At 54.7% G+C, this 15,926-nt stretch carries 14 protein-coding genes; 9 read left to right on the top strand and 5 right to left on the bottom strand.

Features of this window, described 5'->3' with window-relative positions; all coding sequences use genetic code 11:
- Positions 1 to 121 precede the first annotated feature (121 nt).
- The 3 genes from deoA to deoD all read left to right on the top strand — a co-directional run bounded on the left by deoA (position 122) and on the right by deoD (position 3,642).
- Positions 122 to 1,444, top strand: coding sequence for a thymidine phosphorylase (gene deoA / locus EHN13_RS01110; RefSeq protein WP_043018339.1), 1,323 nt, complete (start codon positions 122 to 124; stop codon positions 1,442 to 1,444).
- A 51-nt stretch (positions 1,445 to 1,495) separates the two neighbouring features.
- On the top strand, positions 1,496 to 2,719 hold the full coding sequence (deoB, locus tag EHN13_RS01105; protein ID WP_003019037.1) for a phosphopentomutase: 1,224 nt from the start codon (positions 1,496 to 1,498) through the stop codon (positions 2,717 to 2,719).
- 203 nt (positions 2,720 to 2,922) lie between these two features.
- On the top strand, positions 2,923 to 3,642 hold the full coding sequence (gene deoD / locus EHN13_RS01100; protein ID WP_000224864.1) for a purine-nucleoside phosphorylase: 720 nt from the start codon (positions 2,923 to 2,925) through the stop codon (positions 3,640 to 3,642).
- A 95-nt stretch (positions 3,643 to 3,737) separates the two neighbouring features.
- On the opposite strand, the gene lplA is transcribed toward deoD, so the two are convergent.
- Both lplA and EHN13_RS01090 read right to left on the bottom strand, forming a co-directional pair.
- Complete coding sequence (gene lplA, locus EHN13_RS01095; RefSeq protein WP_124020741.1) at positions 3,738 to 4,754, bottom strand: lipoate--protein ligase; 1,017 nt, start codon at positions 4,752 to 4,754, stop codon at positions 3,738 to 3,740.
- 21 nt (positions 4,755 to 4,775) lie between these two features.
- Positions 4,776 to 5,417 carry a YtjB family periplasmic protein gene (locus tag EHN13_RS01090; protein ID WP_048212768.1) on the bottom strand — a complete coding sequence of 214 codons (642 nt, stop codon included), beginning with the start codon at positions 5,415 to 5,417 and terminating at the stop codon, positions 4,776 to 4,778.
- Positions 5,418 to 5,533: 116 nt separating this feature from the next.
- Here EHN13_RS01090 and serB point away from each other — a divergent pair, with 116 nt between their 5' ends.
- The 3 genes from serB (at position 5,534) to nadR (ending at position 9,191) form a co-directional block, all read left to right on the top strand.
- Positions 5,534 to 6,502 carry a phosphoserine phosphatase gene (gene serB / locus EHN13_RS01080; RefSeq protein ID WP_101741335.1) on the top strand — a complete coding sequence of 323 codons (969 nt, stop codon included), beginning with the start codon at positions 5,534 to 5,536 and terminating at the stop codon, positions 6,500 to 6,502.
- Positions 6,503 to 6,513: 11 nt separating this feature from the next.
- A complete protein-coding gene (radA, locus tag EHN13_RS01075) occupies positions 6,514 to 7,896 on the top strand; it encodes a DNA repair protein RadA (RefSeq protein ID WP_001728171.1) in 1,383 nt (460 codons plus the stop codon).
- A 65-nt stretch (positions 7,897 to 7,961) separates the two neighbouring features.
- On the top strand, positions 7,962 to 9,191 hold the full coding sequence (gene nadR / locus EHN13_RS01070; RefSeq protein WP_048212766.1) for a multifunctional transcriptional regulator/nicotinamide-nucleotide adenylyltransferase/ribosylnicotinamide kinase NadR: 1,230 nt from the start codon (positions 7,962 to 7,964) through the stop codon (positions 9,189 to 9,191).
- Positions 9,192 to 9,290: 99 nt separating this feature from the next.
- Here the strand turns inward: nadR and ettA are convergent, their stop codons facing one another.
- Complete coding sequence (ettA, locus tag EHN13_RS01065; RefSeq protein WP_048212765.1) at positions 9,291 to 10,958, bottom strand: energy-dependent translational throttle protein EttA; 1,668 nt, start codon at positions 10,956 to 10,958, stop codon at positions 9,291 to 9,293.
- Between the two features lie 331 nt (positions 10,959 to 11,289).
- On the opposite strand from ettA, the gene sltY reads away from it, so the two are divergent.
- Positions 11,290 to 13,227, top strand: coding sequence for a murein transglycosylase (gene sltY, locus EHN13_RS01060; RefSeq protein WP_124020740.1), 1,938 nt, complete (start codon positions 11,290 to 11,292; stop codon positions 13,225 to 13,227).
- A gap of 89 nt (positions 13,228 to 13,316) precedes the next feature.
- Positions 13,317 to 13,643, top strand: a complete 327-nt coding sequence (trpR, locus tag EHN13_RS01055; RefSeq protein WP_003837292.1) for a trp operon repressor — start codon at positions 13,317 to 13,319, stop codon at positions 13,641 to 13,643.
- 55 nt (positions 13,644 to 13,698) lie between these two features.
- On the opposite strand, the gene yjjX is transcribed toward trpR, so the two are convergent.
- Positions 13,699 to 14,214 (bottom strand): inosine/xanthosine triphosphatase, encoded by a 516-nt coding sequence (gene yjjX / locus EHN13_RS01050; RefSeq protein ID WP_101741338.1) that lies wholly within the window; start codon positions 14,212 to 14,214, stop codon positions 13,699 to 13,701.
- A gap of 174 nt (positions 14,215 to 14,388) precedes the next feature.
- Here yjjX and gpmB point away from each other — a divergent pair, with 174 nt between their 5' ends.
- Complete coding sequence (gene gpmB, locus EHN13_RS01045; protein ID WP_005123948.1) at positions 14,389 to 15,036, top strand: 2,3-diphosphoglycerate-dependent phosphoglycerate mutase GpmB; 648 nt, start codon at positions 14,389 to 14,391, stop codon at positions 15,034 to 15,036.
- Here gpmB and robA read toward each other — a convergent pair.
- Positions 15,033 to 15,902, bottom strand: a complete 870-nt coding sequence (gene robA / locus EHN13_RS01040) for an MDR efflux pump AcrAB transcriptional activator RobA (RefSeq protein WP_048212763.1) — start codon at positions 15,900 to 15,902, stop codon at positions 15,033 to 15,035. The genes gpmB and robA overlap by 4 nt on opposite strands.
- Between the last annotated feature and the right edge of the window lie 24 nt (positions 15,903 to 15,926).

Here is a 15,926-nt window from a genome sequence, read left to right as displayed (position 1 = left end):
CATCAGTACGACTGCCGGGTGCGCGTTGCTTACCCGGCCTACAACGGCTTGGATTATTAAGAGTAATCATTCATTGCAGTGGGTTTTCCGCAGCATTTAACCTGATTAATCGGGGGTTACCGTGTTTCTCGCACAAGAAATTATTCGTAAAAAACGTGATGGTCATGCGCTGAGCGATGAAGAAATTCGTTTCTTTATCAATGGCATTCGCGACAATACCATCTCTGAAGGGCAAATCGCCGCCCTGGCGATGACCATTTTTTTCCACGATATGACAATGCCTGAGCGTGTTTCGCTGACCATGGCAATGCGTGATTCAGGAACCGTGCTGGACTGGAAAAGCTTGCAGCTGAACGGCCCGATTGTGGATAAACACTCTACCGGTGGCGTGGGTGACGTAACGTCACTGATGTTAGGCCCGATGGTTGCTGCGTGCGGCGGCTATATTCCGATGATCTCCGGGCGTGGCCTGGGGCATACCGGCGGTACGCTCGATAAACTGGAAGCGATTCCTGGATTTGACATCTTCCCGGACGACGCGCGTTTCCGTGAAATTATTAAAGACGTGGGTGTGGCGATTATTGGGCAAACCAGCTCGCTCGCACCGGCGGATAAACGTTTTTATGCCACCCGCGATATTACCGCGACGGTGGATTCCATCCCGCTGATTACCGGTTCCATTCTGGCGAAAAAACTGGCGGAAGGGCTGGATGCGCTGGTGATGGATGTGAAAGTGGGCAGCGGTGCCTTTATGCCGACCTACGAGCTTTCTGAAGCCCTTGCTGAAGCGATTGTCGGCGTGGCAAACGGTGCGGGTGTACGTACCACCGCGCTGTTAACTGATATGAACCAGGTGTTGGCCTCCAGCGCAGGTAACGCGGTCGAAGTCCGCGAAGCGGTGCAGTTCCTGACCGGTGAATACCGCAATCCACGTCTGTTAGACGTCACCATGGCGCTGTGCGTGGAAATGCTGATCTCCGGCAAGCTGGCGAAAGATGACGCCGAAGCCCGTGCGAAATTGCAGGCGGTGCTGGATAACGGTAAAGCGGCAGAGATTTTTGGTCGCATGGTTGCGGCGCAGAAAGGCCCGACCGATTTCGTCGAAAATTATGCGAAGTACCTGCCGACGGCAATGCTCAGCAAAGCGGTATATGCTGATACCGAAGGTTTTGTCAGCGCGATGGATACCCGTGCGCTGGGGATGGCGGTCGTTTCCATGGGCGGCGGTCGTCGTCAGGCCTCGGACACCATTGATTACAGCGTTGGCTTTAGCGACATGGCGCGTCTGGGCGACAGCGTAGACGGACAGCGTCCGCTGGCGGTGATCCACGCCAAAGACGAAGCCAGCTGGCAGGAAGCGGCGAAAGCGGTCAAAGCGGCAATTAGCCTTGACGATAAAGCGCCAGAAATTACACCGACAGTCTATCGTCGTATAACCGAATAACTGTATACTGATCTGATCGCTTTTTTGCGGCGCAGATGTATGGAGAACAAGATGAAACGTGCATTTATTATGGTGCTGGACTCCTTTGGTATTGGTGCGACTGAAGATGCGGATCGCTTTGGCGACGTAGGCTCAGACACTATGGGACACATTGCAGAAGCCTGTGCGAAAGGTGAAGCTGACAATGGTCGCAAAGGCCCACTGAATCTGCCTAACCTGACCCGTCTGGGCCTGGTGAAAGCTCACGAAGGTTCTACTGGTAAAATTGCTGCCGGCATGGACGGTAATGCGGAAGTGATTGGTGCTTACGCCTGGGCGCATGAACTCTCTTCCGGGAAAGACACACCGTCTGGCCACTGGGAAATCGCCGGTGTACCGGTTCTGTTTGACTGGGGTTACTTCTCCGATCATGAAAACAGCTTCCCGCAGGAACTGCTGGATAAACTGGTAAAACGTGCCAACCTGCCGGGCTACCTCGGTAACTGCCACTCTTCCGGTACCGTGATTCTGGATCAGTTGGGTGAAGAGCATATGAAAACCGGCAAGCCGATTTTCTATACCTCCGCTGACTCCGTGTTCCAGATTGCCTGTCACGAAGAGACTTTTGGCCTGGATAAACTCTACGAACTGTGCGAAATCGCTCGTGAGGAACTGACCGAAGGTGGTTACAACATCGGTCGTGTTATCGCGCGTCCGTTTATCGGTGATAAAGCCGGTAACTTCCAGCGTACCGGTAACCGTCACGATCTGGCCGTTGAGCCGCCAGCACCGACCGTGCTGCAGAAACTGGTCGACGAGAAAGACGGCCACGTGGTTTCCGTGGGTAAAATCGCGGATATCTATGCGAACTGCGGCATCACCAAAAAAGTGAAAGCCACCGGTCTGGACGCGCTGTTTGACGCCACCATCAAAGAGATGAAAGAAGCCGGTGATAAGACCATCGTCTTCACCAACTTCGTTGATTTCGACTCTTCCTGGGGTCACCGTCGCGATATCGCCGGTTATGCCGCAGGTCTGGAACTGTTCGACCGCCGTCTGCCTGAGCTGATGGAGCTGGTGGGGGAAGATGACATTCTGATCCTGACCGCTGACCACGGCTGCGACCCGAGCTGGACCGGGACTGACCACACCCGTGAACACATTCCGGTACTGGTTTACGGCCCGAAAGTGAAACCAGGTTCTTTAGGTCACCGTGAAACCTTCGCGGATATCGGCCAGACGCTGGCGAGCTACTTTGGTACGTCGCCGATGGACTACGGTAAAAACATGCTGTAATACCCGTTGTCTTTCGCGCTGTAGATGCGTTGACTTCATTCGCTCACCCCGGTCACATAGTTAATCTATGCTCCCGGGGATTCACGAATTCGTCGCCTTCCTACAACGCGAAATCCTTAGGGTATTTCACTGTTTTGCATACGTTTTGTAGGCCTGATAGGCGTAGCCGCCATCAGGCAATAACAACGAAATAAGGATAAAAAATGGCAACTCCACATATTAATGCAGAAATGGGTGATTTCGCTGACGTCGTATTGATGCCGGGCGACCCGCTGCGTGCGAAACATATTGCTGAAACTTTCCTCGAAGATGTTCGTGAAGTGAACAACGTTCGCGGCATGTTAGGCTTCACCGGTACCTACAAAGGCCGTAAGATTTCCGTAATGGGCCACGGTATGGGTATCCCGTCCTGCTCCATCTATACCAAAGAGCTGATCACCGATTTCGGCGTGAAGAAAATCATTCGCGTAGGCTCCTGTGGCGCCGTGCGTATGGACGTCAAACTGCGTGACGTGGTTATCGGTATGGGGGCCTGCACCGACTCCAAAGTTAACCGTATCCGCTTTAAAGATCATGATTTCGCTGCTATCGCTGACTTCGACATGGTGCGTAACGCCGTTGATGCAGCAAAAGCGCTGGGCGTAGACGCGCGCGTGGGTAACCTGTTCTCCGCTGATCTGTTCTACTCTCCGGACGGCGAAATGTTCGACGTGATGGAAAAATACGGCGTGCTGGGCGTGGAAATGGAAGCAGCGGGCATCTACGGCGTTGCGGCTGAATTTGGTGCGAAAGCGCTGACCATCTGCACTGTATCCGACCATATCCGTACTCACGAGCAGACCACTGCCGCTGAACGTCAGACGACCTTCAACGACATGATCAAAATCGCACTGGAATCCGTTCTGCTGGGCGATAAAGAGTAAGTTGTTTGTGCCCGGTGGCGCGATGCTTACCGGGCCTACAGCAGTATGTAGGCCGGATAAGGCGCAGCCGCCATCCGGCAATTTCAGGCCAGTGCTTAACGCACCGCTCCGGCAATCCATGCCGACAGCTCGCGTAACTCTTTTTCTTGCTCCGGGAAATCAACCAGAAGCGCCTCGCACTCTTGTTGCAGCATATCCGCACGATACAAGCATCCTTGCAGACGACCCGCCAGCGCTTCCAGCGGCGCGGGATTGAGGCTATCGGTGTAGACCTGGGTGCGGGTAATCACGCCTTTTTCAACGTCGAAATGCAGCTCAACGCCGCCCCAGGTGAAACGCTCATCCAACAGGTGCGAGAAGGCCGGCGCCTGACCAAAGTTCCACTCCCAACTGCTCTGGCGGGCAAAGGTTTCGGCAAAGTTCGGCAGATCCGGCGCTTTGTCCGGGGAGATGATCTCGGCTTCTACGCGTTCGCCGTAGTGGGCGAAAAAGGCTTCCGTGATGGCCTGACAGACCTGTTGATGGGTGATGCCCGGTAACAGCTCGGTCAAATTCGCCACGCGCGAGCGAACCGAAGTGATGCCTTTAGCGGCAAGTTTCTTTTTATCGGGATTGAGATAGTTTGCCAGGCGGCTGAGATCGGCATTCAGCAATAGCGTGCCGTGGTGGAATCCGCGGTCTTTCGTTTCACGATAAGCAGAACCAGAGACTTTACGATCGCCATCCGGCGTTTTCACCACCAGATCGTTACGCCCGGAGGCATCAGCTTCTACGCCCAGCGTATTCAGCGCATTGAGGACTATTGCCGTGGAGATGGTTTTGTCGTATTCCGGTTTACCAGCCATAAAGGTAAAGCAGGTATTACCCAAGTCATGGAACACCGCGCCGCCGCCGCTGCTGCGACGGGCGAGCCGCACGTTGTCTTCCTCCATCCGGCGGGTATTACACTCTTTCCACGGGTTTTGCGCCCGGCCAATCACCACCGTATCGGCGTTACGCCACAAGAACAGGACGCGCTGCGTGGCGGGCATCTGGCGAAAAATGCACTCTTCAACCGCCAGGTTAAACCACGGATCGTAAGAGTCTGAGATAAGCAGGCGTAGTGTGGTCATGGTCGATTTCCTTTCTTTGAATTACTCTTTTTTCTCGTTGTCTTCTTCCTGCACCGGTTTGTTGGCGGTCAGCAGGAAAGGGGATTGCTGCCAGCGGGTACGCTTGCCTTGCAATAATGTACGTGTGAGGACTACACCAATAGCCAGTGACAGAAGCAGCATCAGGCGTAAGATGTTGGTGGTGTTGTCTACCTGCTTCGCTTCGGTGGCAAGCGTGTGGGTGTCGAGTGTCAGGCGCAGATAACCCAGCGGGCCGTTTCTCCCCTGAATGGGCTCAACGATTTGCTGATTAAAATAGCCCCCGGCTTTTTTGCCATCGAGCGCCAGCCGGTCACGGACATCGACACTCTCACCAGTGCGGGTAATCAGATCGCCCTGTTCATCGTACACGCCCGCATCCAGAATACGGCTACTTTCCGTTAACTGCGTGAGTACGGCTTTGATGCGCTTTTCATCCGGTGTTTCGGTGCGCATCAGCGGCGCGATGTTTAAGGTGACCTGGCGGGCCAGTGTACGCGCCAGTTCTTCCAACTGCGGATTACGTTGCTGCTGGTGGCTTTGACTAAACCAGGATGCACCCTGCATCAGGGCGACAAGCAACGCGAGACAGAACAATACAATCACTGCACGATGAAGTCGGAATTTCAGTTTTGCGCGAGCCATATTCCACCTGCTGAAAATTTGAGGCTTAATGTTGCCAGAAGCGCTGGTTACAGGGTAGCCTCATGCGTTATTTTCCGCTGGATGATTCCGACCCGAACGATTTTACAGGAGCTTTAATGCCTAACATTACCTGGTGCGATCTACCTGAAGATGTCTCTCTGTGGCCAGGTCTGCCCCTTTCTTTAAGCGGTGATGAAGTCATGCCGCTGGATTACCACGCGGGCCGCAGTGGCTGGCTGCTGTATGGTCGTGGGCTGGATAAACAACGTTTAACGCAATACCAGAGCAAACTGGGTGCGGCGATGGTGATCGTAGCCGCCTGGTGCGTTGAGGATTATCAGGTGATTCGCCTCGCGGGCTCGTTAACGCCGAGAGCGACAAAACTGGCGCATGACGCCAAACTGGATGTTGCCCCATTAGGTAAAATTCCGCATCTGCGCACGCCGGGTTTGCTGGTGATGGACATGGATTCAACGGCTATCCAGATCGAATGCATTGATGAAATTGCCAAACTGGCCGGGACCGGCGAAATGGTTGCCGAAGTCACCGAACGCGCGATGCGCGGCGAGCTGGATTTTACCGCCAGCCTGCGCAGCCGCGTGGCGACGCTCAAGGGGGCTGATGCCAATATTCTGCACCAGGTGCGCGAAACATTGCCGCTGATGCCTGGCTTGACGCAACTGGTGCTAAAACTGGAAACGCTTGGCTGGAAAGTGGCTATCGCTTCTGGCGGGTTTACTTTCTTTGCCGATTATCTGCGTAACAAGCTGCGTCTGACTGCGGCTGTGGCGAATGAGCTGGAGATCATGGACGGTAAATTCACTGGCAACGTGATCGGCGATATTGTCGATGCGCAGTACAAAGCCAGTACTCTGACCCGCCTGGCGCAAGAATATGAGATCCCGATGGCGCAGACGGTGGCGATCGGCGACGGTGCCAACGATCTGCCGATGATCAAAACGGCCGGGCTGGGCATTGCGTATCATGCGAAACCCAAAGTGAATGAAAAGACGGAGATTACTATCCGTCACGCTGACCTGATGGGCGTGTTCTGCATTCTCTCTGGCAGCATGAATCAGAAATAATGAGGTAAAATGTGGCAAAAGCTCCTAAACGCGCCTTTGTTTGTAATGAATGCGGGGCCGATTACCCGCGCTGGCAGGGGCAATGCAGCGCCTGTCAGGCCTGGAACACCATAACCGAGGTGCGCCTTGCCGCGTCGCCAACGGTGGCGCGCAACGAGCGACTCAGCGGCTACGCCGGAAATGCGGGCGTCGCAAAAGTGCAGAAGCTTTCTGACATCAGCCTTGAGGAACTGCCGCGTTTTTCCACCGGATTTAAAGAGTTTGACCGCGTGCTCGGCGGCGGGGTGGTTCCCGGCAGCGCTATTCTGATTGGCGGTAACCCCGGCGCGGGGAAATCAACGCTGCTGCTACAAACGCTGTGCAGGCTCGCCGAGCAGATGAAAACCCTGTACGTCACTGGCGAAGAGTCGCTGCAACAGGTGGCGATGCGCGCGCATCGACTTGGCCTGCCGACGGCGAACCTGAACATGCTGTCGGAAACCAGTATCGAACAAATTTGCCTGATTGCTGAAGAAGAACAGCCGAAACTGATGGTGATCGACTCCATTCAGGTGATGCATATGGCGGACATTCAGTCTTCGCCGGGCAGCGTGGCACAGGTGCGTGAAACTGCGGCTTACCTGACGCGTTTTGCCAAAACGCGCGGCGTAGCGATTGTGATGGTCGGCCACGTCACCAAAGATGGCTCATTGGCCGGGCCGAAGGTGCTGGAGCACTGTATTGACTGCTCGGTGTTGCTCGACGGTGACGCTGATTCTCGTTTCCGCACTCTGCGTAGCCACAAAAACCGCTTTGGCGCGGTGAATGAGCTGGGCGTCTTTGCCATGACCGAGCAGGGGCTGCGCGAAGTCAGCAACCCGTCTGCAATCTTCTTAAGCCGTGGCGATGAAGTCACTTCCGGTAGTTCGGTGATGGTGGTCTGGGAAGGCACGCGCCCACTGCTGGTAGAGATTCAGGCGCTGGTCGATCACTCAATGATGGCGAACCCGCGTCGCGTGGCGGTCGGTCTGGAACAAAACCGTCTGGCGATTCTGCTGGCGGTGTTACATCGTCATGGCGGCTTACAGATGGCGGATCAGGACGTGTTCGTCAACGTGGTCGGCGGCGTAAAGGTTACCGAAACCAGCGCCGACCTGGCACTGCTGTTGGCAATGGTCTCCAGCCTGCGCGACAGACCGCTGCCACAGGATTTAGTGGTCTTTGGCGAAGTGGGGTTGGCAGGCGAAATCCGTCCGGTACCCAGCGGGCAGGAGCGTATTTCGGAAGCTGCGAAGCACGGCTTTCGCCGGGCGATTGTTCCTGCCGCTAACGTTCCGAAAAAAGTGCCGGAAGGGATGCAGGTCTTTGGCGTTAAGAAGCTTGCAGATGCGTTAAGCGTGTTTGACGACCTATAATCAAATACCCGCCGTCTTTCCGACGGCATTGGGTATTACGTTTATTTTTACAGCAGGAGGCTCTTGTGTCATTTGATTATCTGAAAACCGCCATTAAGCAAAAGGGCTGTACCCTGCAACAGGTGGCGGATGCCAGTGGCATGACCAAGGGATATCTGAGCCAGCTTCTGAATGCCAAAATTAAAAGCCCCAGCGCGCAAAAGCTGGAGGCGTTGCACCGTTTTCTCGGGCTGGAGTTTCCGCGCCAGCAGAAAAATATCGGTGTGGTATTCGGTAAGTTTTATCCGCTGCATACCGGCCATATCTATCTTATCCAGCGCGCCTGTAGTCAGGTTGATGAACTGCATATCATCATGGGCTATGACGACACGCGCGATCGCAGCCTGTTTGAAGACAGTGCCATGTCGCAACAGCCTACGGTGCCCGATCGTCTACGCTGGCTGCTGCAAACCTTTAAGTATCAGAAAAATATCCGTATTCATGCCTTCAACGAGGAGGGCATGGAGCCGTATCCACACGGTTGGGACGTGTGGAGCAACGGGATCAAAACGTTTATGCAGGAGAAAGGGATCCAGCCAAACTGGATCTACACCTCTGAAGAATCAGATGCCCCGCAATACCTCGAACATCTGGGGATCGAAACCGTGCTGGTGGATCCCAAGCGGACGTTTATGAGCATCAGCGGCGGGCAAATCCGTGAGAACCCGTTTCGCTACTGGGAGTATATTCCCACCGAAGTGAAGCCGTTTTTCGTGCGCACCGTGGCGATCCTCGGCGGGGAGTCGAGCGGTAAATCGACGCTGGTGAACAAGCTCGCCAACATTTTTAACACCACCAGTGCGTGGGAATATGGGCGTGATTACGTTTTCTCCCATTTGGGCGGCGATGAGATGGCGTTGCAGTACTCGGACTACGATAAGATCGCGCTGGGACAGGCACAGTACATTGATTTCGCGGTGAAATATGCCAATAAAGTGGCATTTATCGACACTGACTTTGTGACCACTCAGGCCTTCTGCAAAAAGTACGAAGGGCGTGAACACCCGTTTGTGCAGGCGCTGATTGACGAGTATCGCTTTGACCTGGTTATCCTGCTGGAAAACAACACCCCGTGGGTGGCAGATGGTTTGCGCAGCCTTGGCAGCTCGGTTGACAGAAAAGCGTTTCAGACGCTGCTGGTGGAGATGTTACAGGAAAACAACATCGATTTTGTGCACGTTCAGGAGCCGGACTACGATGGTCGCTTCCTGCGCTGCGTGGAGCTGGTAAAAGAGTTGATGGGCGAACAGAGATAGTTTACATGCCGGATGGCGCTGCGCTTATCCGGCCTACAAGTCGCACTAACCTCGTAGGCCAGATAAGGCGTCACGCCGCCATCCGGCGCTTAACGCTAATTACTTAGAAATACGCTTGTACTTAATACGCTTCGGCTCCAGTGCATCCGCGCCCAGCGTGCGTTTCTTGTACTCTTCGTATTCGGTAAAGTTACCTTCGAAGAACTCAACCTTACCCTCATCCTGGTAATCCAGAATATGGGTGGCGATACGGTCAAGGAACCAACGGTCGTGCGAGATAACCATCGCGCAGCCCGGGAACTCCAGAAGGGCGTTTTCCAGCGCGCGCAGGGTTTCGATATCCAGGTCGTTGGTTGGTTCATCGAGCAGCAGCATATTACCGCCAACCTGCAGCAGCTTCGCCAGGTGCAGACGGCCACGCTCACCACCGGACAGCTCGCCGACGCGTTTGCCCTGATCCACCCCTTTGAAGTTAAAGCGGCCTACGTAGGCGCGGCTTGGCATCTCGGTGTTGCCGATCTTCATGATATCCAGCCCGCCGGACACTTCTTCCCACACGGTTTTGCTGTTGTCCATGGCATCACGGAACTGGTCAACAGACGCCAGCTTCACGGTTTCACCCAGCTCAATGGTGCCGCTATCAGGCTGTTCCTGACCGGACATCATGCGGAACAGGGTCGATTTACCCGCGCCGTTCGGACCGATAATGCCGACGATAGCGCCTTTCGGTACTGAGAAGCTCAAATCGTCAATCAGTACGCGATCGCCGTAGGATTTACGCAGATTGGTGACTTCAACGACTTTATCGCCCAGACGAGGTCCTGGTGGAATAAACAGTTCGTTGGTTTCGTTACGTTTCTGGTATTCGGTATTGTTGAGTTCTTCAAAGCGCGCCAGACGGGCTTTGCCCTTAGACTGGCGGCCTTTCGCGCCCTGGCGTACCCACTCCAGCTCTTTCTCAATGGATTTACGGCGAGCCGCTTCCTGAGAGGCCTCCTGGGCCAGACGCTGATCTTTCTGCTCCAGCCAGGAGGAGTAGTTGCCTTCCCACGGAATACCTTCACCGCGGTCAAGCTCCAGAATCCAACCCGCTACGTTGTCGAGGAAGTAACGGTCGTGGGTAATGGCCACCACGGTGCCTTCGAAGTCATGCAGGAAGCGTTCCAGCCACGCCACGGATTCGGCGTCCAGGTGGTTAGTCGGTTCGTCGAGCAGCAGCATGTCTGGTTTTTCCAGCAGCAGGCGGCACAGCGCGACGCGGCGGCGTTCACCACCGGAAAGCTTCTCAATTTTGGCATCCCAGTCCGGCAGACGCAGGGCATCGGCGGCACGTTCGAGCTGCACGTTCAGGTTATGGCCGTCGTGCGCCTGGATAATTTCTTCAAACTTGCCCTGTTGTGCGGCCAGCTTATCGAAGTCGGCGTCTGGCTCTGCGTACTTGGCGTACACTTCATCCAGGCCTTTCAGTGCGTTAACCACTTCGGCAACCGCTTCTTCAACGGATTCGCGAACGGTATGTTCCGGGTTTAGTTTCGGTTCCTGCGGCAGGTAACCGATTTTAATGCCAGGCTGTGGGCGAGCTTCGCCTTCGATATCGGTATCAATGCCGGCCATGATGCGCAGCAGGGTAGATTTACCCGCGCCGTTCAGACCGAGTACACCGATTTTGGCACCAGGGAAGAAGCTCAGTGAGATGTTTTTAAGAATATGACGTTTCGGCGGAACGACTTTGCCGACACGATGCATGGTATAAACGAATTGGGCCACGTTGGACTCGCCTCTATGTTTATCCCGTCATACTTCAAGCCGCAGATGCGTTGGCTGTGTCGTTCACCCCAGTCACGTACTTTTGTACGCTCAGGGGATTCACTTCCTCGCCGCCTTGCTGCAACTTGAATTATTTAGGGCTAATTATTGGTAAATAGTTATCAAAGGCGAAGTGTAGCCTTTTTCATTGTCCAATCCCAGCCAGCAGATCCCACTCGCAACAAAAGTAAAAAAGTGTCCGTGACGTGGCGCATTCTGCAATGTCTGGTTAGCATGAATGAATTAAACGGCATGATGCTGCACAGACGTAACATGAGAAGAGGAAGAGCTTGTGGACAAAGCCAAACAATTTACCTGGCGCCTGCTGGCTGCCAGCGTATGTCTGCTGACGGTCAGTCAAGTAGCGCGAGCGGATTCCCTGGATGAGCAGCGCAATCGCTATGCGCAAATTAAGCAGGCCTGGGATAACCGACAGATGGATGTCGTAGAGCAGATGATGCCTGGGCTGAAGAACTATCCTCTGTATCCTTATCTGGAATATCGCCAGATCACTGACGATCTGATGAATCAGCCCACCATTACCGTCACCAATTTTGTGCGCGCCAACCCGACGCTGCCGCCAGCGCGTACTCTGCAATCGCGTTTTGTGAACGAACTGGCGCGCCGCGAAGACTGGCGTGGACTGCTGGCGTTCAGCCCGGATAAGCCTGGCACCACCGAAGCGCAATGTAACTACTACTATGCGAAATGGAGCACCGGACAAACTGAAGAGGCCTGGCAGGGTGCAAAAGAACTGTGGTTAACCGGCAAAAGCCAGCCGAACGCTTGTGACAAATTATTTGGCGTATGGCGCGCTTCCGGTACTCAGGATCCGCTGGCGTATCTGGAACGTATCCGTCTGGCGATGAAAGCCGGGAATACCGGACTGGTGACCGCGCTGGCCGGACAGATGCCTGCACAGTATCAGACAATTGCGCAGGCAATTATCGCACTGGCCAACGATCCGAATTCGGTAATGACCTTTGCTCGCACCACCGGCGCAACGGATTTCACCCGACAGATGGCGGCGGTCGCCTTTGCCAGCGTGGCGCGCCAGGATGTGGAAAACGCCCGCCTGATGATCCCCTCGCTGGTGCAAGCGCAGCAGCTGAATGACGAGCAAACCCAGGATCTGCGCGATATTGTTGCCTGGCGCCTGATGGGCAATGACGTTACCGACGAGCAGGCCAAATGGCGTGATGATGCGATTATGCGCTCCAACTCCACCTCGCTTGTGGAGCGCCGGGTGCGCATGGCGCTGGGAACCGGCGATCGTCGTGGCCTGAATACCTGGCTGGCGCGTCTGCCAATGGAAGCCAAAGAAAAAGATGAATGGCGCTACTGGCAAGCGGATCTGCTGCTGGAGCGCGGACGCGATGCGGAAGCCAAAGAGATCCTGCACCAACTCATGCAGCAGCGCGGTTTCTATCCGTTGGTGGCGGCACAGCGCCTGGGCGAAGAGTACGAGCTGAAAGTGGATAAAGCACCTGCGAACGTTGATTCTGCGCTGACTCAGGGCCCGGAAATGGCACGCGTACGCGAGCTAATGTACTGGAACATGGATAATACCGCGCGCAGTGAATGGGCGAATCTGGTCACCAGCCGTACCAAGTCCGAGCAGGCACAACTGGCGCGTTACGCGTTCAACAATCACTGGTGGGATCTAAGCGTTCAGGCGACGATCGCCGGAAAGCTGTGGGATCATCTGGAAGAGCGATTCCCGTTGGCCTATAAAGATCTTTTTACCCGTTACACCAGCGGCAAGGATATTCAGCCAAGCTATGCGATGGCGATAGCGCGTCAGGAAAGCGCCTGGAACCCGAAAGTTAAATCACCGGTAGGCGCCAGTGGGCTGATGCAGATTATGCCGGGTACGGCGACGCATACGGTGAAAATGTTCTCGATTCCAGGTTACAGCAGTCCGAGCCAGCTATTGGATCCTGATACCAACATCAACATCGGAACCAGCTATTTGCAGTACGTGTATCAGCAATTTGGCAATAACCGCATCTTTGCGTCAGCAGCCTATAACGCCGGCCCGGGACGCGTTCGCACCTGGCTTGGCAATAGCGCAGGTCGTATTGATGCCGTGGCGTTTGTCGAGAGCATTCCATTCTCAGAGACGCGTGGTTATGTGAAGAACGTGCTGGCATACGATGCGTACTATCGCTATTTTCTCGGCGATAAACCGGAGTTGATGAGCGACGCAGAATGGCAACGTCGTTACTGATCGTGTCGGTTGTGTTATGCTATCGTACTCGTTAAAGAGTACAAAGGGGGAAGCAAGCACGCTTCCCCCCGCAACGATGGCGATAACTTATGACTCAGCAATCACCCTATTCAGCAGAGATGGCAGAACAGCGTCACCAGGAGTGGTTACGTTTTGTCGATCTGCTTAAACACGCCTATGAACAAGACTTACACCTGCCGCTGCTCAACTTGATGTTAACGCCAGATGAGCGCGAAGCGTTGGGCACGCGTGTGCGTATCATTGAAGAGCTGCTGCGCGGTGAGATGAGCCAGCGTGAGCTTAAAAACGAGCTCGGGGCGGGGATTGCTACTATTACGCGAGGGTCGAACAGCCTCAAATCCGCGCCGGTGGATCTGCGTCAGTGGCTGGAACAGGTGTTGCTCGGGAAAAATTGATCCGCCGGATGTGGCTTTGCCTTATCCGGCCTACGATTGAACATCCGGCACAATGCTATAAATACACCGCGTTATGAAACGGGCTGAGTGCCAGAATCACCGCCTGGTGGTAGACGCTCGAGCGCGTCAGCTTACCCGCGGTAAAGACGCCGATTGCGCCCTCTTTACGGCCAATCTCATCAATACCTGTATAGTCCGACATCACCGGGCCGAGTGCTTCACCTTTGCGGACTCTGTCGAGAATGACAGCAGGCAATGGCAGCGTGGCTGAACGGGCTTCACCGCGCTGGTTGCCGTTATCAATCACCACCCAACTGAAGGTGGCATCGTCGTCAATTCCTGCTTCAATGGCGACCCAGAAATCAGCCTGCGGGTGCTGGCGGCGAGCGTTATCAACGCGATTTCGTGCGCCAGTGCGCGTTTCCTGGTTTCCGAAAGGTTGTTCCGGCACGCCACTCTCGACGGCGACGGGTTCAATATGGCAGGATCCTTCCCCGAAAATCTCTTCAAATGCCCGCAGAATTGCCTGAATTTTGGCAGGATTGGTGGTCGCAGAGATAACCTTGTGCATAATTAAGCTCAGTTTGAAAATTCATCGCAGAGTCTACTCTAAATAATTTGAGTAACAGAAAGGCGGTAAGCAAGGGAATCCTCAGGAACATAGATAACTATGTGACTGGGGTGAGCGAGCGAAACCAACGCATCTGTTACTCAAAGTATGACGAGTATATAACGGAAAAAAAGCATGTTACAGGTATACCTTGTTCGCCATGGCGAAACGCAGTGGAACGCCGAGCGACGTATTCAAGGCCAGTCAGACAGCCCACTGACCGCTAAAGGTGAGCAGCAAGCCATGCAGGTGGGTGAACGCGCCCGCTCGTTTGGTATTACGCATGTCATCAGTAGCGATTTAGGTCGTACACGACGCACCGCAGAAATCATCGCCCAGGCCTGCGGCTGTGATATCACCTATGACTCACGTCTGCGTGAACTGAATATGGGCGTGCTGGAGCAACGTCATATCGATACGTTGACGCCGGAGGAAGAGGGCTGGCGTCGTCAGTTGGTGAACGGTACGGTGGATGGCCGTATTCCTGAAGGGGAATCGATGCAGGAACTGAGCGATCGCGTTAACGCGGCGCTGGCATCCTGTCTGGAACTGCCGCCGGGGAGTCGACCGCTGCTGGTCAGTCATGGTATCGCGCTGGGTTGCCTGGTGAGTACGATTCTGGGATTACCGGCATGGGCTGAACGTCGCCTGCGTCTGCGCAACTGCTCTATTTCTCGTGTCGATTACCAGGAAAGTTTATGGCTGGCACCGGGATGGGTAGTTGAAACGGCAGGGGACATCTCTCATCTGGACGCCCCTGCGTTGGATGAACTGCAGCGCTAGCGGCGAATCGGAATCAGGAATTCGCAGCGCAGGTTAATAGGGCGATCTCCCGCTTTGGCATCTTCTGCCGGGTAGTATCGCTCGATATCCTGCCCTTTACGGCGCGTCAGGTTCAGCATCGGCATGCAGGTGCCGTAAACCGTCAGGATAAACTCCTGCACGCCCGTCCCCAGACCCTCATAGGTAAACATCACATATTCGCCGCCCTGTAACAGGATGGGTTGCGCCGACTGCACGTATCCGTTGGCCTGCTCTGGTGTGAGCGCGGTGGTATAAAACACTTCCTGTTCGTCATCTTTCTCAATGCTGGGGCGCGTTTCATTGAGTCCGTACAGAACCTGCGGGATCGCAGGAGCCTGACTGAGGAAGTCGCGCCAGAACTGGATCCGCATTTCATGACGGAAATCTGAAATCTGTTCCAGCGAGCAGGAATAGCTTTGCGTAGTGCCAAGCAGTTGCGTATCTTCAAGCGTGACAAACTCATGCGCAGGCATAGCAAATTCACCCAGTCGCATCGGCGGGCGAATACCGAAAGCGCTCCATTCCGGCGAACGACGATACAGCGCAGGCGTCTGAGAAAACTGTTTCTTGAACGCGCGGGTAAAGGTTTGTTGAGAGTCAAAGCGATACTGCAGGGCGATGTCCAGAATCGGACGCGCAGTCAGGCGTAGTGCCACTGCGGACTTCGATAAACGGCGGGCGCGGATATAGGCGCCAATAGCATGGCCCGTCACGTCCTTGAACATTCTCTGCAGATGCCACTTGGAATAGCCTGCTTTTGCCGCCACATTGTCAAGCGACAAAGGCTGATCCAGATGGCCTTCCAGCCAGATTAAGAGGTCGCGAATAATGCCAGCCTGATCCATAAAATATCCTCATCCTTTCAACAA

It is taken from the genome of Citrobacter youngae (assembly GCF_003818115.1).
GTDB classification, from domain to species: domain Bacteria; phylum Pseudomonadota; class Gammaproteobacteria; order Enterobacterales; family Enterobacteriaceae; genus Citrobacter; species Citrobacter youngae.
The sequence above is the reverse complement of the archived record's forward strand: the minus strand, read 5'-3'. Positions and strand labels throughout refer to the sequence as shown.